Genomic DNA, 21,661 nt, shown 5'->3' with positions numbered 1-21,661 from the left:
CATGACCAAACTGAACAGCGTCTCCGACGCGATCATCCGCTCCATCGAATCTGGTGACCTGCGCGAGGGCGACCGCCTGCCGTCGGAAGGCGAGCTGGCCGCCATGCATGGCGTAAGCGTCGGCACCATTCAGAAAGCGCTGATCCGGCTGACGCACTCGGGACTGATCACACGCGAACAAGGCCGCGGCACGTTCGTATCCGGCACGCGCGTGGCGCCGGCCGATGTCCGTTACCTGCGCTTTCGCGACGAAGGCGGCAACGAACTGCCATCGTATGTGCACGCGCGCTCGGTCAAGCGCATCAAGCGCAAGGGCCCCTGGTCGGAGTTCCTTGCCGGTGACGGCTACGTGCGCATCGAGCGCGTGATCAACGTCGGCGGGCGCTTCGACCTTTACAGCGAATTCTGGCTGCGTGAGGAAGATTTTGCGCAACTGGGCGGCCTGGACCGCGAGGCGCTGGAGAAGAATCTGCGCGAACTGATCGGCCAGCGCCTGTCGCTGCCGACGCTGCGCGTGGACCAGTGGATCCGCTTCGGCCCGCCGCCGGCAACGGCCGCGCGCGAACTCGCACTCGATCCCGAGGCGCCGGCCTTCATCATGGAAATGCGCGGCTACACGCTGCGCGACCAGCCGCTCTACTACCAGTCGGTCTACGCCGCGCCGTTCTCCGAGCGGCTGATGATCGTGCGGGAGAAATCTTCATGACGACCCGATGCAATGTGCACAGCCTGGAGCAATGGACGTCGGCCGTATTCGAATCGTGCGGCGTGGCGCCCGAGCATGCCGTCGAGGCTGCCACAGCGCTCGTGCGCAGCGAGTTGCGCGGCTACAAGACGCATGGCATGACGCGCGTGCCGTCCTACGTCGACCGCCTGCGCGCCGGTGACTTCAATCCGCGCGCGACGATGTCGCACCGCGCCTTCGCCGGCGGCATCGTGCTGGACGCCGACGGCGCCATGGGCCAGGTCGCCGGGCCGCATGCAGTGCGGCTTGGCCTGGAGGCGCTGGGATCGAGCGCATCGGTGCTGGTCGCGGTGCGGTCGTGCGGCCACCTCGGCGCGCTCGGCATCCATGCCCTGCTGGCGGCGGAGGCAGGCGCGTTCTGCATGGTCGGACAGCGCACGCCGCCGGTGCTCGGCATGGAAGGCTTCTCCGGCCCTGCCATCGGCCACAATCCCATCGCCTTCGGCTGCCCTCTGCCGGGCCATGCACCGATCGTGTTCGACGTGGCCTGCAGCGTGGCCGCACGCGGTCACATTCTGCTTTCCGCTCGTGAGGGCAAATCCATTCCCGAAGGCTGGGCACTCGACGCCGACGGCCATCCGACCACCGATGCGCAACGCGCGCTTGCCGGCTCGCTGCTGCCCACGGGCGGCCACAAGGGCATTGGCATCGCCATGATGGTGGAGTGCCTGGCAGGTGCGCTGGCCGCCACGGCCCAGTCGCTCACGCCGGAGCGCAACCACGTCGGCAGCGGCGGCGCAGTCGGCCGCCAGGGAGGCTTTGTCTGGCTGGTCAAGCCCGAGGCCTTTTCCGGCCAGGGCGTCTTCGCCGACTACATGGTGCAGTGGACTGGCAACTACCTGGCTGCCGGCGGCGGGGATGCAAGGCTTCCCGGCCACCGCGGCGACACGCTGGAACGCGAAGGGCGCGAACACGGCATCGCGCTGCCCGATGCCATCACCCGTGAACTGGGCGCACTGGGCCAGCAACTGGGCATCCCGCTTCCAATCCCGCTTTCGGCCTGACCCCACCGCACAGACATTGCAGATATCCGGGCTACCGGCAGACGCTGGCCGTCCCCCTACCCCACAAACACACAGGCTGAATCCGCCCCATGAACGCTCCAATTCTCCCCGACGCGGCCCGGCAGGCCATGGAAGCCGTTTCGATCGACGACAAGTACGCGCTCGAATCCGGACGTGCCTACATGAGCGGCGTGCAGGCGCTGGTGCGCCTGCCGCTGCTGCAACGCCGGCGCGACGCCATGGCTGGCCACAACACCGCGGCATTCATTTCCGGCTACCGCGGCTCGCCGCTCGGCAACTATGACCAGGCCATGTGGCAGGCGAAGAAATACCTCGCCGACAACCACGTCGTGTTCAAGCCCGGCGTCAACGAAGAGCTTGGCGTCACGGCGGTGTGGGGATCGCAGCAACTGGACTTCGATGCGGACAGCAAGAAGTACGACGGCGTGTTCGGCATCTGGTATGGCAAGGGCCCCGGCGTCGACCGCAGCGGCGATGCACTCAAGCACGCCAACCTGGCGGGTACGTCGAGCCTTGGCGGCGTGATCGCGCTGGCCGGCGACGACCACGTGTCCAAGAGCAGCACGCTGGCGCACCAGAGCGACCACACCTTCATCGCCTGCGGCCTGCCGGTGTTCTTCCCGTCGAATGTGCAGGACATCCTGGACCTGGGCGTGCACGCCTTCGCCATGAGCCGCTTCAGTGGCCTGTGGGCCGGCATGAAGACCGTGCAGGAGGTGGTGGAATCGGGCTCATCGGTCATCACAGATTCGGACCGCGTCAGTATCCTGCTGCCGGAAGACTTCGGCATGCCCGAGGGCGGCCTGCATATCCGCTGGCCGGACGACCCGCTGGCGGCCGAGGCGCGCATGATGGAGTTCAAGTGGCCCGCGGCACTCGCCTATGTGCGCGCCAACCGCCTGAACCGCAACGTGGTCGAAGGCCCGAACGACCGGTTCGGCATCATCGCCAGCGGCAAGGCCTACAGCGATACGCGCCAGGCGCTGCTCGACCTCGGGCTCGATGACGCCGCCTGCCGCGCGCTCGGCATCCGGGTCCACAAGGTCAGCGTGGTGTGGCCGCTGGAATCGCTCAGCGTGCGCGAGTTCGCGCATGGCCTGCGCGAAGTGCTGGTGGTGGAGGAAAAGCGCCCGCTCATCGAGCAGCAGCTTAAGGACGAGCTGTACCACTATCCCGAGCAGGCCCGCCCGGCCGTGTTCGGCAAGTACCACCACACCGAAGGCGTGGGCGGCGAATGGAGCCACGCGCGGCCGGCCGAAGACTGGCTGCTGCGCGCCAAGGCCGACCTGTCGCCGGCACTGGTGGCCAAGGCCATCGCGCAGCGTCTCAAGGCACTGGGCGTGCCCGCGGACGTGGCCGCGCGCATGGACGTGCGCCTGAAGGAGATCGAGGCCAAGGAACGCGCCACCGCGCAGGGCGATTCGCGCGGCACCGACCGCCTGCCCTGGTTCTGCCCGGGCTGCCCGCACAACACCAGCACAAAAGTGCCGGAAGGTTCCGTCGCGACGGCCGGCATCGGCTGCCACGGCATGGTGGTGTGGATGGACCGCTCGACCACGTCGTGGTCGCAGATGGGCGGTGAAGGCGTGCACTGGATGGGCCAGTCGGCGTTCAGCAAGCGCACGCACATGTTCGCCAACCTGGGCGACGGCACGTACAACCATTCCGGCCTGCTTGCGGTGCGCCAGTCGATCCACGCCGGCGTGAACATGACCTACAAGATCCTGTTCAACAGCGCCGTGGCCATGACCGGCGGCCAGCCGGTTGACGGGCAGCTCGACGTCCCGGCCATGTCGCGCGAACTGGCCGCCGAAGGCGCCAGGCAGATCGTGGTGGTCACCGACGAGCCGGAAAAGTACAAGGGCGTCGCCAACCTGGCGGCGGGCGTCACCGTGCGCCATCGCGACGAGCTCGATACCGTGCAGCGCGAGCTGCGCGAGGTGTCCGGCGTGACCGTGATCATCTACGACCAGGCCTGCGCCACCAAGAAGCGCCGCGAGCGCAAGCGCGGCACCATGGCCGATCCTGACAAGCGCGTGGTCATCAACGAGCTGGTGTGCGAAGGCTGCGGCGACTGCTCGGTGGAGAGCAACTGCCTGGCCGTGCAACCGGTGGAGACCGAATTCGGCCGCAAGCGCAAGGTGAACCAGGACACCTGCAACAAGGATTTCTCGTGCACCAAGGGCTTCTGCCCGAGCTTCGTCACCGTTGAGGGCGGCGCGCTCAGGAAGCCGTCGACGGGCGGCAAGACCCAGCCGGTGCCGACCGACATCCCGCTGCCCGCGCTGCCGGAAGCGGCCCGCATTGTCGTGGCCGGCATCGGCGGCACCGGCATCGTGACCATCGGCGGCGTGCTGGGCATGGCCGCGCATCTCGAAGGCAAGGGCGTCATCACGCAGGACGCCACCGGCATGGCGCAAATGGGCGGTTCCACCTGGAGCCACATCCAGATCGCCGCGAGCCCAGATGCGCTGCATGCCAGCCGCGTCGACATGGCCATGGCGGATCTCGTGATCGCGTGCGACACGGTGGTGGCAGCCAGCAAGGCAACGATTGCCGCCATGTCGCCGCAGCGTACTTATGTCGTGCTCAACAGCCATGTGACCCCGACCGCCGCCTTTGTCCGCAACCCGGACTGGAACCCGCAGACCGAGGAAGCCGTGGGCCGTATCGCGCAGGCCGTCGGCAACGGCCAGCTCGGCAGCTTCAATGCCGAGCAGGTGGCGAAGCAGGTGATGGGCCAGTCGATCTACGCGAACCTGATGATGCTCGGCTACGCGTGGCAAAAGGGCCGCGTGCCGCTGTCGCATGCCGCGATCATGCGCGCCATCGAGCTCAACGGCGTCCAGATCGATAGCAATAAGGCCGCGTTTGAATGGGGCCGGATGTGCGCGCACGACATGTCGCGCGTGCCGGTGAGCGCCGCCAATGCACAGGTGGTCCAGTTCGTGCGCAAGCCGTCGCTGGACGACCTGCACGCCCGGCATGTCGAGTTCCTGACCGGCTACCAGAACCGCGCCTACGCCGCGCAGTACGCGAGCTTCGTCGAGCGCGTCAGAGTCGCCGAGTCGGTCACGGGCAGCACGCGCCTCACCGAAGCCGTGGCGCGCTCGCTGTTCAAGCTGATGGCCTACAAGGACGAGTACGAGGTGGCGCGCTTGCACACCGACGCCGCGTTCCGCAAGCAGATCGAGTCGATGTTCGAAGGCGACTTCCGCCTGGTGCACCACCTGGCGCCGCCGCTGTTCGCCAAGAAGAATCAGGACGGCGTACCGGTCAAGGCTGCCTATGGTCCCTGGGTGCGCAAGGCGTTCGCGGTGCTGGCCCGCTTCAAGGGCCTGCGCGGCACCGCGCTCGATCCGTTCGGCTACACCGCCGAGCGCCGCGAAGAGCGCGCGCTGATCGCGAAGTACCGCGACTGCGTCGAAGCGCTGCTGCCGAAGTTGTCCGCGCAGACCCTGGACCTGGCGCTGGAGATCGCGCGGCTGCCGATGGACATCCGTGGCTACGGGCACGTCAAGGCACGCAACCTCGCCGCCACCGGCGCGCGCTGGGAACGCCTGATTGTGCAGTGGAAAAGCAACGACGCCCGCAACGAGAAGATCCAGCCGACCGTGGCCGCCTGAACCAGACTGGCGTAAGAGAGGGCCCGTTGCACGGCGGCGCGGGGACCACCAGACAACAATGAGGAGACAAGTCATGAAATCCGGACTGCACCGTGCCGGCCGTACCCTGGGCGCGATTGCGCTTGCCGCCTGTGCCGCTAGCGCCCTGGCCCAGGGCGGCTACCCGAACCACCCGGTCCGCATCATCGTGCCCTGGCCGGCAGGCGGTGGTGTCGACACCGTCACCCGGACCGTGGCCGAGAAGCTGACCGCCAGCCTGGGCCAGCAGTTCGTGGTCGACAACCGTCCCGGCGCGACCGGCAATATCGGCGCCGGCGCGGCGTCCAAGGCCACTCCCGATGGCTACACGCTTCTGGTCGCCAGCGCGCCGATGGCCATCAATGCGAGCCTGCAGAAAAACCTGCCGTTTGACCTGGGCAAGGACTTCGCGCCGCTCGGGTTGATGGCGAGCTCACCTTACATGCTGGTGGTCAATCCCTCCGTCGCCGGCACGGTCAAAGAACTCGTCGCTCGTGCCAAGGCCGAGCCCGGCAAGCTCAGCTACGCATCGGTAGGCCCGGGTACGCAGCAGAACGTGGTCAGCGAGGTCTTCAAGGACATGGCCCGCGTCGATATCGTCCATGCCCCTTACAAGGGCGGCCCGCAGGCGCTCACCGACATGGTCGGCGGCCATATCCACATGATGTTCCACGGCGTGCCGGCGGTGATGCCGTTCGTGAAGGGCGGCCAGCTCAAGGGCATTGCGGTGGCAAGCAAGGAGCGCCTGCCCTTGTTCCCGGAGATTCCGACCATGGCTGAGGCCGGCTTCCCCGGCATCGAGGCGAGCGAATGGTACGGACTGGTAGCCCCGGCCGGCACGCCGAAGGACATCGTTGCGCTGCTGGGCAAGGAGATCGAGAAGGCGCTCAATGCGCCCGGCGTGCGCCAGCAGCTGGCCAGCAAGGGGTATGAGCCGGCCAGCAGCAGCTCGCCCGACCGGTTCGCGACCTTCATGGCAGCCGAGCAGAAGAAATGGGCGCTGGCCATCAAGCAGACGGGATTCCGGCTGGAATGACGCATGGCCGCCCCGCCAGCCCGGCGGGGCGCAATCAAGCAGCAAAGGAGACAGGTTGTGAAATCCCAGACGCAAAGCAAGCAGAAGATGCTTGGCGCGATCGGGCTGGCGGCCATGATGACGGGGGCCTGGGCACAGGGTACCTACCCGAATCACGCTGTGCGGCTCATTGTGCCCTGGCCCGCAGGTGGAAGCGTAGACATGGCCACGCGCGTGGTGGCCGAGCAGCTCACCGTCGGCCTGGGCCAGCCCGTAGTGGTGGAAAACCGCCCCGGCGCGGCCGGCAACATTGGCGCGGCCGCGGCAGCGAAGGCGGCTCCGGACGGATACACCCTGCTGGTGGCGACCACTCCGATGATCATCAACCGCAGCCTGTCCGGCGGTGCCACAGTGGACCTGTCGCGCGAGTTCACGCCGATCGGCCAGCTCGTCAGCCTGAACTACGTCATGGTGGTCAATCCGGCCGTGGCCAGTTCGGTACAGGATCTGGTGGCGAAGGCCAAAGCCCGGCCAGGGCACTACAGCTACGCCTCTTCGGGTCCGGGCACGCAGCTTCACCTGATTGGCGAATCGTTCAAGCGGCAGGCCGGCGTGGACATCGTGCACGCGCCCTACAAAGGCGCCCCACCGGCGCTGGCCGACGTGGTCGGCGGCCATGTGCAACTCATGTTCCCGGGCCTGCCGGTGGCGGAGCCGCTGCTCCGTTCCGGGCAGATCAAGGCGCTCGCGGTGGTCAGCAAGCACCGGCTGCCGCAGTTGCCGGACGTACCGACGCTTGCCGAAGCCGGCGTGGCGGGCATCGATACCACTGAATGGTACGGCCTGGTCGCGCCCGCGGGCACGCCGCCGCAGGTCATTGCCAGGCTGAGCCAGGCGCTGACGAGCGCGGTAGGCAAGCCGGCGGTACGCCAGCGGCTGACAAGCCAGGGCTTCGAGCCGGTTGGCAGTACGCCGCAGGCATTCGCCAGCCTTATCGAGGCTGAACAGAAAGTATGGCCGCTCGCCGTCACGCGCGCGGGACTCCAGGCCGAATAGGCGAGCTGGAACACGGACACGTGCACGGTGCCGCATGAGGCCCCGTCGAATTCAGATTTCAGATGTAGAAAAGCGGCAGCCACACATGGCTCACCGGACTGCCGCGCCAGGAGACTCGCAATGCCCCTCGACCCCACCACCATGGCCGCACCGACGAACCTGCCGGTATCCAGCCAGGACGCGGACCAGAAGAAACCCATGTCGAAGGCGTCGGCCATTACGGCCATCACCATCGGCGGCGCGCTGGAGCTGTATGACTCCGGCGTCTACAACTTCTTCGCCACGCTGATCATTCCGCTCTACTTTCCCGTGGGCAATCCGTTTGGCCAGCTGCTGCTGTCCTTCGGCACGTTCGGCGCGGGCTACCTGATGCGCCCGCTCGGCGGGCTGGTGATCGGCGCCTATGCCGACCGCCGCGGCCGCAAGCCGGCGGTGCTGCTGTCGATGTGGCTGATGGCGTTCAGCGCGCTGATCCTGGTGGTGACGCCGCCTTATGCGCAGATCGGCATTCTCGCCCCGGTCCTGATGATCCTGGCCCGGCTGGTGCAGGGCTTCGCGATCGGCGGCGAGATGGGTTCGGCCACCGCCATGCTGATGGAGTACGCGGACGAACGTTCGCGTGGCTTCTACACGAGCTGGCAGACCGCCAGCCAGGGCATCGCCGCCGTCTTTGCCGCACTGGTGGCCCTTACGCTCAGCCATTCCCTGAGCCCGGCTGCCCTGGAGCACTGGGGCTGGCGCGTGGCCTTCCTGATCGGGATCCTGGTGATCCCGGTCGGCCAGGTCATTCGCCGCCGCCTGGAAGAAACGCTGGAGCCGCCCGCGCGCAAGAAGGCCGCTGCCGGCGGCTGGCAACTGATGCGCCAGCACTGGCGCGAACTGGTGGCCAGCGTGCTGCTGATGACCGGCCTGGCCGCCGCCGTGCACCTGATCGCCTACTACCTGCCCAACTACGCCACCTTCCAGCTCAACATCCCGCGCGGCGACGCGGTCTGGGCCGGCTTTGTCGCGGCGGGCATGATGGTGATCTTCGGCCCCATCGCCGGCCGGATGAGCGACCGGTTCGGGCGCCGCACCATCGTGTGGTGGTCGCGCCTGGCACTGCTGGTCATGGCATACCCGGCCTTCGTCGTGATCAATGCCTTCCCGTCCCTGACCTGCCTGCTGGTGGTGGTCGGCTGCCTGGCGATCCCGATGGCGATGACCTCGCCCGCCACGCTGGTGCTCGTCAGCGAGGTGCTGCCACAGCGCCTGCGCGCCACCGGCATGGCCGTGACGTACTACATGGCCATCGCGGTGTTCGGCGGCTTCGCCCAGCTGTTCTCGACCGTACTGATCCACCTGACCGGCAGCCCCAATGCACCGGCGTTCTACCTGATGGGCTGCGGTCTGGTTTCGCTGCTCGGGCTGAAGATGGTGCCGGAGACGCTTGGCCGAAGGCTGTCCTAGCGGCCATATCCCCGAAGTTTCTCCCGGACCATTGGTCACGTCCGCTGTGTCCGGTATGGTCTTCCTGCAATGACCAGTTTTCTGTAGAGGAATAGAGATGACCCCGTCCGAAGTGAAAGCCACGCTATCGTTCTCCGATGGTTCCCCCAGCGCTGATCTGCCGATCTACAAGGGCACTGTGGGCCCGGACGTGATCGACATTCGCAAGCTGTACGGACAAACCGGTAAGTTCACCTACGACCCCGTCATCGAGGGAGACGCGATGGTCATGCCGACTTCTGCGAGGAACCACTAGAAACCTCGGGCCACAAGAGCACTCACTTCAGGGAGTGTGTTCGTTTGCGCAATGCTATGGTTTCGCGCCACATACTCGTCCGTACCAGCCGGGCGCATTTCCGAGTGGAGGTGCGCTACCGGCGACACATTTCAAGGTAATGGAAACCATGAACGATACAGAGAGCTTGTCCCTTGTCATTGCCGCCGGGCAAACCGTAATGCGGATGTACCACGCTTTGGACCGCAGCGATTATTCAGGTGCCTCCAAGTACTTCACGCCCGACGGCGTCTGGGAACGGGCCGGTAATGCACTCCATGGGCAACAACAGATCCTTGCTTCCCTCAACCAGCGGTCCGCGACATTGTTTACGCGACACTATGTCACCAATTTTGTTGTCTTTGAACATAGTGGACCCATGGCTAAGGCAGCATTCAGTTTGAGCGTCTATCGTTCCGACAAGAATGCACCGCCAACGCTGCCCGTGGGTCCGGCGATACCGGCCATGCTAGCCGACGCGGAATGCGAGTTGGTATGCAATGACGGTGGGGATTGGCTCATCAACCGTCTGGCGCCCGTGATTACTTTCGCGGCATAACAAACTGCTGTCGCGTTTGATCGGCCAACCGTAGTTGGGTGGAAGGCCGCCGTAGCTTGGTGCTGGGCGAAGGCAGCAATTCGGCCACTCCGGCCACTCCGGCCACTCCGGCCGCTCAGAGTTGAGTCGCTGGACGGCAGAGATGGGTCGAAACGAGAGACGCCCCTATAGCCCAGGCCAAGACCCCTTCTTGGGCCAGAAGCGCCCGTGCCAGCGCTCTCACCACCGCCGCTACCGAAGAGCAAGCCGCCGGATTCTTGCATGTGGGCGCCGGAACTCGTTCGCCGATGGGCTCCACCCACGGGCCGGCACCGTCCGGACCCGCGCGGACGCAACTGGCAGCGTGGCTCGGGAAGTACTATCCTCCCATGTGCTAAGGTAAGGAGGCCAAATGTCGCAAGGTTCTCGGCATTTTCGCAAAGCGAATCTCACTGTACTCTGCATGGCAGGCGTGCTCGTTTCGTGTACCACACCGAGGATATCGACTCCGCCCGAACTCCAACCCACCGACGCGCGTGGAACGATCGCGGTGCTGCACGCATCCGGTGTACAGATTTATCAGTGCAAGCGTGCGAACGACGGCCGGTTGTTATGGAGCTTTTCGGCCCCGGAAGCAACCCTGAAGGATGACGCCGGACAACTCGTCGTCAAACACTACGCTGGGCCGACCTGGGAAGCGCCTGACGGCAGCAAGGTGACCGGCAAGGTATTGCGACAGACGCCCAATGCTCAGGAGCCGGACAGCATTCCACTCTTGCTGTTGCAGGCAACGAGCACCGGCGGAGCTGGCCTGCTTGCGAGGACGCGTTACGTGCAACGGCTGAATACGCTAGGCGGACAAGCCCTCCCTCAGGTCTGCACACAGGAGGGACAGGAGAATCGCATGCCGTATCGGGCGGACTATGTCTTCCTGGAATAGCCAAGGTGACGCTGGCAGATACCGCGCCGGTTAAGTACTCCCCGCTGGCGGTGGCCTGCTGGTTGTAAGGTTTGGTGGCGCCGCCAGTCCCGAAGTATTCGAGATTAACCAAGGCACTGTCGCTACGCCGGAGCTGGGCGTTCTAAAGGTCCCGGATGTCCGAGGACGGTCCGGAATATACGACCAAGTAGACTAGCGGGTCGAGGTCCCTTGCCGGCCAGTTACGGTCGTCGGCCTGCTGGTCCATTCGGACGCTAGAGCGTCGCTTGAACCTTGCGGATTCAACCGGTCGATGCAACAGCTTGATGGAATCGTTCAGCCGGTGTATCGAAGTTTAGCGTTTTGCGCGGACGTTCATTGAGTCGCCTGGCGATGGCGTTGAGCTTGGCAAACAGTTGCGTGCGTGGTCCTTGGTCAAAGAACTCTTCGGTTGGCGGCAGTTTCACAACCGCCGGGACGTCGCTGGCTGCCTTGGCCTGGCGCCGACGCCGTACTCAAGCGGCACGTGAAGTCGAGCAAGGCATCAGCAAGGCTGGCAACAAACGAGCCCGGTGGCTGATGGTGGAACTCGCGTGGAGCTGGTTGCGCTTCCAGCCGGCCAGCCAATTGAGCCTATGGTTTAACCAACGCTTTGCAGGCGCTGGCAAGCGCTTGCGGCGTATGGGCATCGTCGCGCTCGCGCGCCGTCTCGCGATCGCCTTGTGGCGCTATCTGCAACATGGCGAGATTCCGCTCGGAGCAACACTCAAGCCATCCGGCAGCCACGCCATGGCGACCTGAGCGGCAGACGTCCCAATCGACGACAAGGCTTGAAGGTCAGCGCGCCCGGGCAACACACGGGTTACCCGGCGGGTAATCGTAGTTTTAGACGGGGCGCGTCGTTAAAGGATTGAATCCGCATCTGACAATAGACGCTAAAAAATTGACAGGCACACGAATTGGGCGCTTGGTATGGACAGCGCATGCATGTTCGCCTTGGGGGCAATCAGCATTACGCACGCCGCGAATGGCATTGATTCCTTTGAAACTTACGTCTCTTGCCCCTTCCCGTGTAGTGCGACGCGGTTGAAAGCCTTTCACGTAAGAGCGCAGGCCGATACCTCGGCATCGAGGTAGACGACACCCTCGAAATGGCTGAGCAAACCAACGCTCAGAAATTTTGCGCGAGCGCGCATTGCAACACGAGTTGGAGACGCCGGATCTGAGCCGGCCGGCACAACCGCCTCATGTTCAAGTCTGAGTTCGAGAAGACGCTGACCCGTGCCCGCGCCGCCGGCCGGACACTGCATGTCATTTTCGTTGACCTTTCTGGACGAATGCGAGGTCGTGAACGACACCTTCGAGCACAACGCAAGCGACACCGTGCTGCGCGAGATGGCCGACCGGCTACGGGAGAGCCTGGTGGGCGTGAAGCTTATCCCCCGCTTCGGCGGATCGGTTCGCCCGCCATTTCTCCAGGGAAGTGTTTGCTAGCGCGCAGAAGAAACTGGCTGTGTGGCGAAATACTTCAGTCTGGATTAGCAATCTCATGCAGCTTCAGACTGCCCATAGGACCGCACCGCTTTCGCTAAAACTGGGGGGAAACAATGACAAATGTTCCAAAAATCGGGTGGGCAATCCTGCTTGCCGTGTCCGGCGCCTTCGCAATTCCAGCGATGGCTGAGCCCGATGGCCATTCAGCTTCGTATATCGAAGGCATGCGCCCTCTGCAGGGCCATGCACGCCCGCCTTTTCACGTGAAGCCGTCTATCAGTACTGCCGCGCCAACCGGTCTGACACCAGCTAGGGTGCGGCGTGCGTATGGTTTTGACAACATATCCAATCAGGGCGAAGGCATGGTGATTGGCATTGTCGATGCCTATGATCATCCGAGGATCGAGTCGGATCTTGGGGTATTCAGCTCCACCTTCGGCCTGCCACCGTGCACGACTTCGAACGGCTGTTTCCGCAAAATCTACGCAAGCGGTAGCAAACCGAGGTCTGATGCCGGCTGGTCCCTCGAAATTTCCATGGATGTCGAGTGGGCACACGCCATCGCCCCCAAAGCGCAGATCCTGCTGGTTGAAGCAGCCAGCAGCAGCTTTGGCGACCTGATGAATGCTGTTGATATGGCGGTGCAGAACGGCGCATCGGCGGTTTCCATGAGTTTCGGCGCAACAGAATTCAGTCTCGAGTCCAATTATGACAGCCATTTCAAGAGCAGTGGCGTGACTTTCCTGGCTTCCTCAGGGGATAGTGGCTACGGTTCTGAATACCCGGCTGCGTCGGCATTCGTCGTCGCCGTGGGAGGCACTACCCTTAACGCGGATCTGGCCGGCAACTACATCGGCGAGTCCGCGTGGAGCGGAAGTGGCGGCGGCCTTAGCGCCTATGAGCCCGAGCCGGATGGCCAGATGGTGTGGCCGTTGCCTTATGCGGCAAAGCGCGGCATTCCGGATGTCGCATACAACGGTAACCCCACTACAGGGTTCGCCGTCTATGACTCTGTCAATTACCAGGGGAGGTCAGGCTGGTTCCAGGTCGCCGGTACCAGCGCAGGTGCACCACAATGGGCGGGCCTGTTCGCAATTGCCAATTCCGTGCGCGTTGCCGCCGGAAAACCCACGCTTTCTGCCGGCTACAACACCCTATACGCCATTGGCAAGAACGCCTATGGCAGCGCCTACAATGATGTCGCGACTGGCAGCAACGGCAGCTGCGGCACCATTTGCTATGCTTCGGGCGGCTATGATTATGTCACTGGACTGGGATCGCCACGCGCTGCAGTGCTTGTTCAGAGCATGCTGAACCAACCTTGAACACAATCCTTCAGCATGGTCGCCATGGAGATGTGGTCGTTTGCCATCGCGAAGAGAACTATATCGACCGCGCGGCCGGTAAAGCCATACAACGATCATGTGAGGCGCCAACCCCCGCGGCTCTCCCCCAAATTTCGAGGGGAGCGACGCGTCCCCCTACCGGCAACAGTATATTGCGGCGCACAATGAACGGCAAATGCGCGTGGCTCATGGCCAAGCCGAATCGCGCCGGGATTTCGTGGAGGCTGTTTGGTCTTGTCAGCTCACACCGAGCCAGTCCCTGGTCCGCCGGTCAACACCGCAGATTGTGAGATGAGAAGTTTTTAGGCTGAAAAGGTGCGGCGCGCCCTACCCCCAAGCGCACCGCGCGTTTCACCCCGCCGGCGGCACACATGTCGACGGGGTGTTTTTCTCCGGTTTGGCACCGGCAGGACCTCTGCAGGACGATTCGTCTGTGTTCGCGACAGTCGCTTCGCAGGCCTATGCGACGCTCCAAAAGCAGCGAAAGAATCCTAAAATCACGGGATTCTGTTCCGACAACATAAGGGCGAAGCCATGTTCAAGCACGTACTGGTACCCACCGACGGTTCTGACCTTTCTGGGAAGGCCGCTGCCGCTGCGATCGAGTTTGCCAAGGCAATGGGCGCAAAGATCACGGCGTTCACTTGCATGAATGAGTACCCCTTCCTCACATCGTCCGACTCGGGCCACCAGACCCGCAAGGCATTCGAGGAGCATGCAGCGATCGAGGCAAGGGCGAGGCTCGACCTGGTCGTGACGGCCGCGCAGGCGGCTGGCGTTGCCTGCAGTACTGATACGGCGATCACGACGACGCCGTACAAGGAGATTATCGAGGCCGCCAACCGGCATGGATGCGATGTGATTTTCATGGCATCGCATGGACGTCGCGGCCTTGAGGGACTGCTGGTGGGCAGCGAAACGCAGAAGGTGCTGACGCATTGCGCGATCCCTGTGCTGGTGTACCGGTAGTGGGAATGGCCAGACCCCTGACCGGGATTCCAGCGGTAGGACCGGGGTCATCGCTGACCCCCACACTCCGAAAAATGTAGGGTTCGTCAAAATCTGAAGATCCCGGCAGGCTTCGGCGTGTGCTGCGGCTGGCTGGAAGCCGCCCGCACTTACTTCAGCGCCTTCAACCGGTTGTTCGCCGCACGCGCGCCTTCGGTACCGGGATACTTGGCCACCACCTGTTCCAGCGTTTTGCGCGCGGCATCCTTCTGGCCGGACTCGAGCTGATTATTGGCGACCGCGATCATGGCGTCCGGCACCTTGGGATGCGTCGGGTTGGCATCGATCATTTTGTGCAGCACCCAGGTGGACCCTTTATAGTCGCGCTGCGCGTAGAGCGAGTTGCCGAGCCAGTACTGCGCCAGCGGCAGGTACGGGCTCCGCGGATACTTCTTGATAAACGACGAGAACGAATTCCCGGCGCTCTTGAAATTGCCCGCCTGGAAATGCTTGAGCGCGGCGTCGTACTCGGGCTTCTCGCCCGGCTGCGACGTGCCTTGGCGGTCTTCGACTGAAGCCTGCTGCGGCTCGAGCTTCTTCACGCGCGCATCCAGGTCGGCGTAGTAGTCCTTCTGCTGCTTCTGCAGCGTCCCCACCGTGTTCTGCAGTACTTCGTTCTGGCCACGTAGCCGCGCCAGTTCCTGGCGTAAGCCTTCGAGCTGGTTCTGCATGTCGAGCGTGGTGCGGCTGTTCTGCTCAATGCGCTGGGTCGCAGTCGCCTGGAAACTGTTGAACTGGTCGCGCAGGTTGATGACCGTTCTGCGCGCCTGGTCATCGTCGAACACTCCGGCATGCGCCTGCGTGGGTGGCAGCATGCCGCCGCTAGCAATGGCGGCAAACCACAACAGGGTGGAAACGCGTACTTTCATGGATGGGTCGTCGTTGGTTGTGTCGGTTAGCCCTCGTCACATCGCCGTTGGACAGAGGGCCGAATCTGCGGGCCTATCCGACCCGGTAAAACTCCACGCTCTGCCCCGCATTGACCGCCCGCCGCAGCCAGTCCGGCATCTCGCCGGTCCCGTCCCAGTTCTGCCCCGCGGCGTTGCGGTAGCAGACCACCGGCGGCGGCGCTGGCGGGGGTGGCGGTGGGGGCGGCGGATCAAAGCACCCTGCCGCCCGCAGTTCGTCCATGGTCAGGTCATAGTCGGCCATCTGGTCCTGGATCCAGCGAATCGCCGCCGCCCGCTCAGTTTTTACTGTCATCGTTTGGGTTGTCGTTGCTGTCGCTGCTGTCGCTGCCATCTTCCGGGTTCGAGCCGCTAGGCGCCCCGTGCTCGTCGACCGGCTTTTCATTGGGTGCTTCGCTATCGATCGGTGCCGGGCCGCCAGTTTTTCGCCGCCGTTCCCGCTCGCGCGGCAGGCGCAATTCTGCCAGCAACTGTCGCGCCAGCACGGCTTCCGCCTCGGCGCGCTCGGCCCGGCGCTGGGCCGCCGCCAGCTCGGTGCCCCGCCGCTCCAGCTCGAGTGTCTGTCGGCCTTGCGCCGCCTCGGCGGCCGCGAGCCGCTCGGTGAGCCGCTCAGTGAGCGCCGCGACCTGGGCTTCGAGCCGGGCCCGGGCCTCGGCCTGCGCCACCGCCGCGTCGCGGGCCTCGCCGCGCGCCGCCCCCAGCTCCGCACGTAGCTCTTCGGTGGCGCGCTCGCTCTTCTGGCGCGCGGTGCGCTCCTGGTCGAGTTCGCGCAGCGCGCGCCGCTCGCTGGCCTCGGCCCGCTCCTGCGCGATGGCCACCTGCTCGCGCGCGAGCTCGAGCTCGGTCGAGAACTGGGACCGCAGTTCCGCCAGCTGGCGGCCCGCCGCCTCCAGCTCCACCCGCCCCGCTTCCCATCGCGCCCGCGTCGCGGCGTGCGCCTGGCGCTCGCCCGCCAGTTCGGCCTGCACGGCCTCCTGCGCCTGGCGCGCCTCGCCCAGCTGGGCCGAGAGCGCCAGCGCGTCTTCGCGCGCGGCCGCGGTCTCGGCGCGCGCGGCATCGCGCTCGGCCTCGGCCGCATTCGCCGCGTCGCGGGCTTCCGCCCGTAGCGCAGCCAGTTCGCGGCTGGCGGCTACGTTGGCGGCCTGCCAGATCGTCTTGATGGCCTCGGCGGCGATGTCCTTCAACGCCTCCGGCAGGTCCGGGTGGTCGATGGTCACGCGGGTGCGCCCGCGCAGTTCCTGCCAGAACGACTGCAGCACCTCGGCGGGCGTGCCCATGCTGCCCTTGCGCACCAGGCTGTAGAGCTTGTTGGCGGTGGGCGTCACGCCGTAGCGGAAGAACAGCAGGCCGCAGACCTCGCGGTACAGCGCNCGGGTTTCGGGGAAGCGGCTGCGCAGCTCGGCAATGTCGTCGGCCATGGCGGCCTGCAATGCAGCATCGGTCAACTCCAGGTCGGCGGTGGCCATCGGGTGTAAAAGTGGTTTTGATTCAATAAATATTACTACGTAATACGTTCCATATCAAATCACTCAGGCGATTACTTTAGACATAAGTTTGATTATGTCTATAATCATGTCTGGATCTCGGCCTGAACTCATACCTCACATGGACTCCCCTTCGGATATCGGTCAATCTGCCGTCCACGCCCTGCCCGCTACGCTTCCGACGCCGCTCGAGCGCCTGCACCTGACCGAGGAACTTTCCGGCGCCCAGGGCAGGAATCGCGCGCCGGCGCGCGGCGCGCAAATTGCCGCGTCGGACGACCTGGCCGCCGTCGCCGCCTGGCTCGCCCGCTACGCCAACAGCCCGGCCACGCTGCAGGCCTATCGCCGCGAGGTCGAGCGGCTGGTGCTGTGGGCGACGCTGCAGCGCGGCAAGCCACTGTCGTCACTGACCCACGAGGACCTGCTGGCGTACGAGTACTTCCTGGCCGATCCGCAGCCGGCCGCGCGCTGGGTGCTGGCCGCGGGCAAGAAGCTGGCGCGCAGTCACCCCGACTGGCGTCCCTTCGCGGGGCCACTGTCGGCGGCCAGCACGCGCCAGGCCATGGTGATCCTGAACGCCTGCTTTGCCTGGTTGACCGAGGCCGGCTACCTCGCCGGCAATCCCCTCTCGCTGGCGCGCCGCCGGCGTGGCCCCACCAAGGCACGGATCACGCGCTACCTGAGCCATGCACTGTGGGACGTCGTCAAGGAAGCGGTGGAGGCCATGCCCATGGGCACCGAGCGTGAACGCCTGCACGCGGCGCGCTGCCGCTGGCTGTGCACGGTGCTCTATCTGGGTGGCCTGCGCGCAGCGGAAGTCGCGGGCACGGCGATGGGCGCATTCTTCTGCCGGCGCGATGCGCAAGGGATCGAGCGCTGGTGGCTGGAGGTCATCGGCAAGGGCAGCAAGCCACGCCTTGTACCGGCGACCGACGAACTGGTTGCCGAACTCGCCCGCTACCGGCGCGCGCATGGGCTGCCGCCGACGCCCCAGCCGGGGGAAGCCCGCCCACTAGTGCTGCCGGTCATCGGCCGCGCGAACCGCGAGAAGGCCTTGTCGCGCGGCGCACTGCATTTGATCATCAAGGAAGTGTTCGGCATGGCAGCCGAGCGCCTGCGGGCACGCGGGCCGGAATGGGCGGCGCAGGCCGAGGTGCTGACCAGCGCGTCGGCGCACTGGCTGCGGCACACAGCAGGCTCGCACATGAGCGATCGCCAGGTCGACCTGCGCCACGTCCGCGACAACTTTGGCCACGCGTCGATCGCCACGACCAGCATCTACCTGCATACCGAAGACGATGCGCGGCATGAGGCGACGCAAGACAAGCACCGCATTGGCTGGACCCACAAGACATAGCTCCCGCCTGCCGGCAGGCCAGCAATGCCTGCACGTAGTTGAGGGATTGAGGGTGCTCACACCTGCCTCCCCGCTCCAAGGGCAACCAGTGCCCTTCCGCTAACGCTGTGTCGGCAATTCTGTCGTCGCCGGCCGTCGCAGCAACGACAGGATAAAGGTCAGGAGAACGCCCCTCTCAGTGTTTCCCCGAGATTGTATTGACATTCAATACGCTGAATAATCGCGCCTTCAGCCACCATCACGCACGATGCAGAAAGGGGTTGTTGTCTAGCGAATGAAAGGAGTTCACATGTTTTGCTTCGAGTACGGAAAAGGTAATGTCTACGCGCAGCTTGGCTTCGCAGACGCCGAAGAGATCCCGCTGAAAGCGAACATCGTGAAAGACATCACCGCCCGCATCCGAGTCAGCGGGCTGAGGTTGTCGGAAGCCGCCACGCTGCTTGATACGCCGCAATCGGATCTGCTGCTGGCGCTTGCCGGGAAGTTCCAGTCCTTCCGCGCAGCCGAATTGCGCAACTGGCGGGATCGGCTAAGCATGCCCCTGCGTTGATCGCCGCCGCGGATCGCGGCGGTCCCATTGATCCCCCGATTTAGGCAACATTACAGGTTTTCTGCTGACCTATCTGATTTTGCGGGCTAGCCGTCCTCAACGCGCCAGGCGACTTTTGGTTGGAGAACTCTCTTAGCGATTAATTGCATTCTGAAGCAACCGTCCGGGCCGAACGTTGTACCTGTTGTTGAAGATCGAGGTTGATGCGACCCACGCTCAACTTTCCTGCGATCGTTCCTTTTTTTGGTCAACATTCATGCGACTGTGTCTTGTCAATGCGATGCAAGCTGCCGGTGAGGCGTTGCGTGGGCCCTTCGAAGAAGCTGACTAAAATTCCCAAGGTAATAGAGATTCCAGAACCAGGTCGTTTCAAGCTTGCCGGGATGTTGCTCGCACATTGAAAAGGCCGGATTCAGCCAATCGAGTCGCCAGAATGTAAGCGCTAGATTCAGCACACCTTGAGGAATCGGTTGTTACCCGGTAACGTTGCAGAGAACGGTATGTTACCGGGTAACGCAGATGAAGGAGTGCAGGATGGCGCAGACGACAGCACAGCGGCAAGCCGCCTATCGGGCAAGGCGCGCGACGGCGGGCACGGACGGAAACGGAGAGCGGCGGCTGGACACATGGGTCAGTACGGAGGCCGACCTTGCTCTTGCACGGCTGGCGCACCGTTACACGGTAACGAAGCGTCAGATGCTGGAGCGGCTGATCGCGCGAGCGGACGACGCGATCGTGCGCAGGCTCGATCCGGATTCGGAGCACTGGGATCGCTACTTCAACGTCCCCCGCTAGCGCGTCGCCGTTACCGGGTAACGATGGGCTTCTCTCAGTGTGATGGAGTCCCCGACTTTGGGGGCAACGATCGACCCGCCGCTCAGGCAGGGTGCGGCGGCGCGGTTTGTGCGGTTTGCCGCCGGGCGAAGTTGAACGGCAACAGGTCGCTGATGTCAGCGTCCGGCTCGCGCTGTGGCAGCTCTGTGAGCACGTGGAGCAGATAAGCATACGGCTCGACGTCACAGGCGCGACACGTAAGCATCAGGCTGTAGAGCATGGCGCTCGCCTTCGCCCCAGCGACGGTGTCTGCGAAGAGCCATGCCTTGCGCCCTGTGCAGAATGGGCGGATGTCACGCTCGACCGGATTGTTATCGATGGCCGCACGCCCATCGATAACATATCGGCTCAGGTATTCCCACTGGTTGCGCGTGTAGGCGATGGCCTTGCCCAGCAGGCTTTCCGGCAGTACCTGCGGCGCCTGTTCAACCAGCCATGCCTTGAGGGCTTCCAGCAGCGGCACGCTGTGCTGTTGACGCATCCGGTACGTGTAGTCGACGCGCGTTTCACCTTCTGGCAGTTCTCGCCGGGCAAGGGTCTCGACCTGGTACAGCGCCTGGAAGTACTCGAGCGCCTTTTGCACTCGAGCGCTGAGCTTTTTCTGCCCCTTTTGGGCATCAACGAACAGCCTCCTCGCATGCGCAACACAACCAAAGTGCGTAACGCCTTCGAGCGTGCGCCAGGCGCTGTAGCCATCGGTCATTAGCATGCCTTCGTAGCCGGCGAGAAACGCCTGCGGATACTCCTTTCCGCGCCCCGGCTGGTAGTCGAACAGCACCACCGGATGCTCGCAGTCCTCCGCGCTGCGATATACCCACATGTAAGATTTGCTCTGCGCGGCCTTGCCTTCCTCCTTGAGCACCTGCACCGTCGTCTCGTCGGCATGGATCAGTGGCTGCGACAGCAGCGTGCGGCGCAGCGCCTCGTACAGCCGGCTGTAGTGCAATTGCGCGGGCCGGATGATCCAGTTCGCCAGTGTGCCGCGGCCAACTTCAATGCCGGCGCGACCCAGCGCGTCTTCCATCCGATAGAGCGGCGTGCCATCCACGTACTTGCCGGTGGTCACCGTCGCCAGCATCGCTGGGCTTGCGTTGCTGCCAGGAAGTGGTTGCGCCGGCATCGGCGCGGTCACCACCGGCGTGCGTTCGGCGTTGCGCTCGCAGTGCCGACACGCGTATTTGAAGCGGACGTGTTGCAGCACCGAGACCTTCACCTCGATATGCAACTGCTCGCTGACTTCCTCGCCCAAGCGGTGCATTGCGCCCTGGCAGCACGGGCAGATCTTCTGGTCTGCAGTCAGGTCGTACTCGATACGTTGGCGCGGCAACTCCGCTGGCAGCGGCTTGCGGCCACGTTTGCGGCCTGCGGGCTTATCAGGCTCCGGCAGTCCCGTGTCCGGCAGCGCGAGCGCGTCATCCTCATCGTCATCGGCCGGCTCCGCAGCGGCCATTTGTTCGGCTTCATCGAACACACGGTCCTTGAGCTTCTCGCTGCTTGGTGCAAAGCGTTTGGACTGCGCGAGGCGGAACTGTTCCTCAAGGAGCTTGATGCGCTCGTTCAGTTCGACGATGTGCTGAGCGTTGGCAGCAGCCTGCGCTTCGAGTTCGCGGATATAGGCCTGGGCGGCCGGCGGCAATTGGGAGAGGTCGTGTTCGTTCATGCTGAACACGATAGTGCAGCCGCCGCCCAATCGGGTATACTGAATCGCCCCGGGTTTTGAGGAGGCTCCAACTCTTGCGAGAATGGAGCCATGAACAAGCAGATCAAGCATTCCCCCGAAGTCCAAGATCGGGCTGTTCGCCTGGTGCGAGAGCAACTCGGCGAGCATCCTTCGCTATGGGCGGCGGTCCAGGCCATCGCCCCAAAGATTGGGTGCTCGGCCCATACATTGTTGAAATGGGTCAAGCGTGACCAGGTGGATAGCGGCGAACGCGACGGCGTCACGACGGCAGAGCGAGAGCGCATCAAGGCGCTGG

18 protein-coding genes and 3 pseudogenes are annotated in these 21,661 nt (G+C 64.3%); 17 read left to right on the top strand and 4 right to left on the bottom strand.

What is annotated here, in order from left to right:
• Position 1: 1 nt before the first annotated feature.
• From A3A5_RS0126365 to A3A5_RS0126300, 13 genes and pseudogenes are all read left to right on the top strand, one after another.
• Entirely contained in the window at positions 2–706 is a 705-nt protein-coding gene (locus tag A3A5_RS0126365) for a GntR family transcriptional regulator (RefSeq protein ID WP_018313471.1), read from the top strand.
• A complete protein-coding gene (locus tag A3A5_RS0126360; protein ID WP_018313470.1) occupies positions 703–1,749 on the top strand; it encodes an Ldh family oxidoreductase in 1,047 nt (348 codons plus the stop codon). Before A3A5_RS0126365 ends, A3A5_RS0126360 begins: the two co-directional genes overlap by 4 nt.
• A gap of 89 nt (positions 1,750–1,838) precedes the next feature.
• Complete coding sequence (locus tag A3A5_RS0126355; RefSeq protein WP_026201152.1) at positions 1,839–5,396, top strand: indolepyruvate ferredoxin oxidoreductase family protein; 3,558 nt, start codon at positions 1,839–1,841, stop codon at positions 5,394–5,396.
• Between the two features lie 73 nt (positions 5,397–5,469).
• Positions 5,470–6,450, top strand: coding sequence for a tripartite tricarboxylate transporter substrate binding protein (locus tag A3A5_RS0126350; RefSeq protein ID WP_018313468.1), 981 nt, complete (start codon positions 5,470–5,472; stop codon positions 6,448–6,450).
• Between the two features lie 57 nt (positions 6,451–6,507).
• Complete coding sequence (locus A3A5_RS0126345; protein ID WP_018313467.1) at positions 6,508–7,485, top strand: tripartite tricarboxylate transporter substrate binding protein; 978 nt, start codon at positions 6,508–6,510, stop codon at positions 7,483–7,485.
• A gap of 120 nt (positions 7,486–7,605) precedes the next feature.
• Positions 7,606–8,934, top strand: a complete 1,329-nt coding sequence (locus A3A5_RS0126340; RefSeq protein WP_018313466.1) for an MFS transporter — start codon at positions 7,606–7,608, stop codon at positions 8,932–8,934.
• A gap of 97 nt (positions 8,935–9,031) precedes the next feature.
• Positions 9,032–9,178 (top strand): annotated as a pseudogene (gene gltA, locus A3A5_RS0126335) (citrate (Si)-synthase); the annotation flags it as partial.
• Between the two features lie 199 nt (positions 9,179–9,377).
• Entirely contained in the window at positions 9,378–9,806 is a 429-nt protein-coding gene (locus A3A5_RS0126330; RefSeq protein ID WP_232431464.1) for a nuclear transport factor 2 family protein, read from the top strand.
• Positions 9,807–10,197: 391 nt separating this feature from the next.
• Positions 10,198–10,725, top strand: a complete 528-nt coding sequence (locus A3A5_RS0126325) for a DUF3455 domain-containing protein (RefSeq protein ID WP_026201151.1) — start codon at positions 10,198–10,200, stop codon at positions 10,723–10,725.
• Between the two features lie 401 nt (positions 10,726–11,126).
• Positions 11,127–11,505: pseudogene (locus A3A5_RS42200) on the top strand (transposase); the annotation flags it as partial.
• Positions 11,506–12,012: 507 nt separating this feature from the next.
• Positions 12,013–12,198: a diguanylate cyclase gene (locus A3A5_RS0126310; RefSeq protein WP_018313460.1), complete on the top strand. Its 186-nt coding sequence runs from the start codon at positions 12,013–12,015 to the stop codon at positions 12,196–12,198.
• Between the two features lie 113 nt (positions 12,199–12,311).
• Positions 12,312–13,523, top strand: coding sequence for a S53 family peptidase (locus A3A5_RS0126305; protein ID WP_026201150.1), 1,212 nt, complete (start codon positions 12,312–12,314; stop codon positions 13,521–13,523).
• A gap of 555 nt (positions 13,524–14,078) precedes the next feature.
• Entirely contained in the window at positions 14,079–14,513 is a 435-nt protein-coding gene (locus tag A3A5_RS0126300; protein ID WP_018313458.1) for a universal stress protein, read from the top strand.
• A gap of 149 nt (positions 14,514–14,662) precedes the next feature.
• On the opposite strand, the gene ybgF is transcribed toward A3A5_RS0126300, so the two are convergent.
• The 3 genes from ybgF to A3A5_RS0126285 all read right to left on the bottom strand — a co-directional run bounded on the left by ybgF (position 14,663) and on the right by A3A5_RS0126285 (position 16,926).
• Positions 14,663–15,421 carry a tol-pal system protein YbgF gene (gene ybgF, locus A3A5_RS0126295; RefSeq protein ID WP_026201149.1) on the bottom strand — a complete coding sequence of 253 codons (759 nt, stop codon included), beginning with the start codon at positions 15,419–15,421 and terminating at the stop codon, positions 14,663–14,665.
• A 73-nt stretch (positions 15,422–15,494) separates the two neighbouring features.
• Positions 15,495–15,755 carry an H-NS family nucleoid-associated regulatory protein gene (locus A3A5_RS0126290; RefSeq protein ID WP_026201148.1) on the bottom strand — a complete coding sequence of 87 codons (261 nt, stop codon included), beginning with the start codon at positions 15,753–15,755 and terminating at the stop codon, positions 15,495–15,497.
• The gene (locus A3A5_RS0126285; protein ID WP_018313455.1) at positions 15,739–16,926 is read right to left on the bottom strand and encodes a DNA-binding protein; all 1,188 of its coding nucleotides are present in this window, start codon (positions 16,924–16,926) and stop codon (positions 15,739–15,741) included. Before A3A5_RS0126285 ends, A3A5_RS0126290 begins: the two co-directional genes overlap by 17 nt.
• 139 nt (positions 16,927–17,065) lie before the next feature.
• On the opposite strand from A3A5_RS0126285, the gene A3A5_RS0126280 reads away from it, so the two are divergent.
• The 3 genes from A3A5_RS0126280 (at position 17,066) to A3A5_RS0126270 (ending at position 19,646) form a co-directional block, all read left to right on the top strand.
• A complete protein-coding gene (locus A3A5_RS0126280) occupies positions 17,066–18,301 on the top strand; it encodes a tyrosine-type recombinase/integrase (RefSeq protein WP_018313454.1) in 1,236 nt (411 codons plus the stop codon).
• A gap of 289 nt (positions 18,302–18,590) precedes the next feature.
• Positions 18,591–18,851: an XRE family transcriptional regulator gene (locus tag A3A5_RS0126275; protein ID WP_018313453.1), complete on the top strand. Its 261-nt coding sequence runs from the start codon at positions 18,591–18,593 to the stop codon at positions 18,849–18,851.
• 534 nt (positions 18,852–19,385) lie between these two features.
• On the top strand, positions 19,386–19,646 hold the full coding sequence (locus tag A3A5_RS0126270) for a hypothetical protein (RefSeq protein WP_018313452.1): 261 nt from the start codon (positions 19,386–19,388) through the stop codon (positions 19,644–19,646).
• 82 nt (positions 19,647–19,728) lie between these two features.
• Here A3A5_RS0126270 and A3A5_RS0126265 read toward each other — a convergent pair whose 3' ends face one another.
• On the bottom strand, positions 19,729–21,321 hold the full coding sequence (locus A3A5_RS0126265; RefSeq protein ID WP_369797818.1) for an IS66 family transposase: 1,593 nt from the start codon (positions 21,319–21,321) through the stop codon (positions 19,729–19,731).
• Positions 21,322–21,435: 114 nt separating this feature from the next.
• Between A3A5_RS0126265 and A3A5_RS0126260 the strand changes: the two are divergent.
• A pseudogene (locus tag A3A5_RS0126260) lies at positions 21,436–21,661 on the top strand (IS3 family transposase); the annotation flags it as partial.

It is taken from the genome of Cupriavidus sp. UYPR2.512, assembly GCF_000379565.1.
In the GTDB taxonomy this organism is placed as follows: domain Bacteria; phylum Pseudomonadota; class Gammaproteobacteria; order Burkholderiales; family Burkholderiaceae; genus Cupriavidus.
The sequence above is the reverse complement of the archived record's forward strand: the minus strand, read 5'-3'. Positions and strand labels throughout refer to the sequence as shown.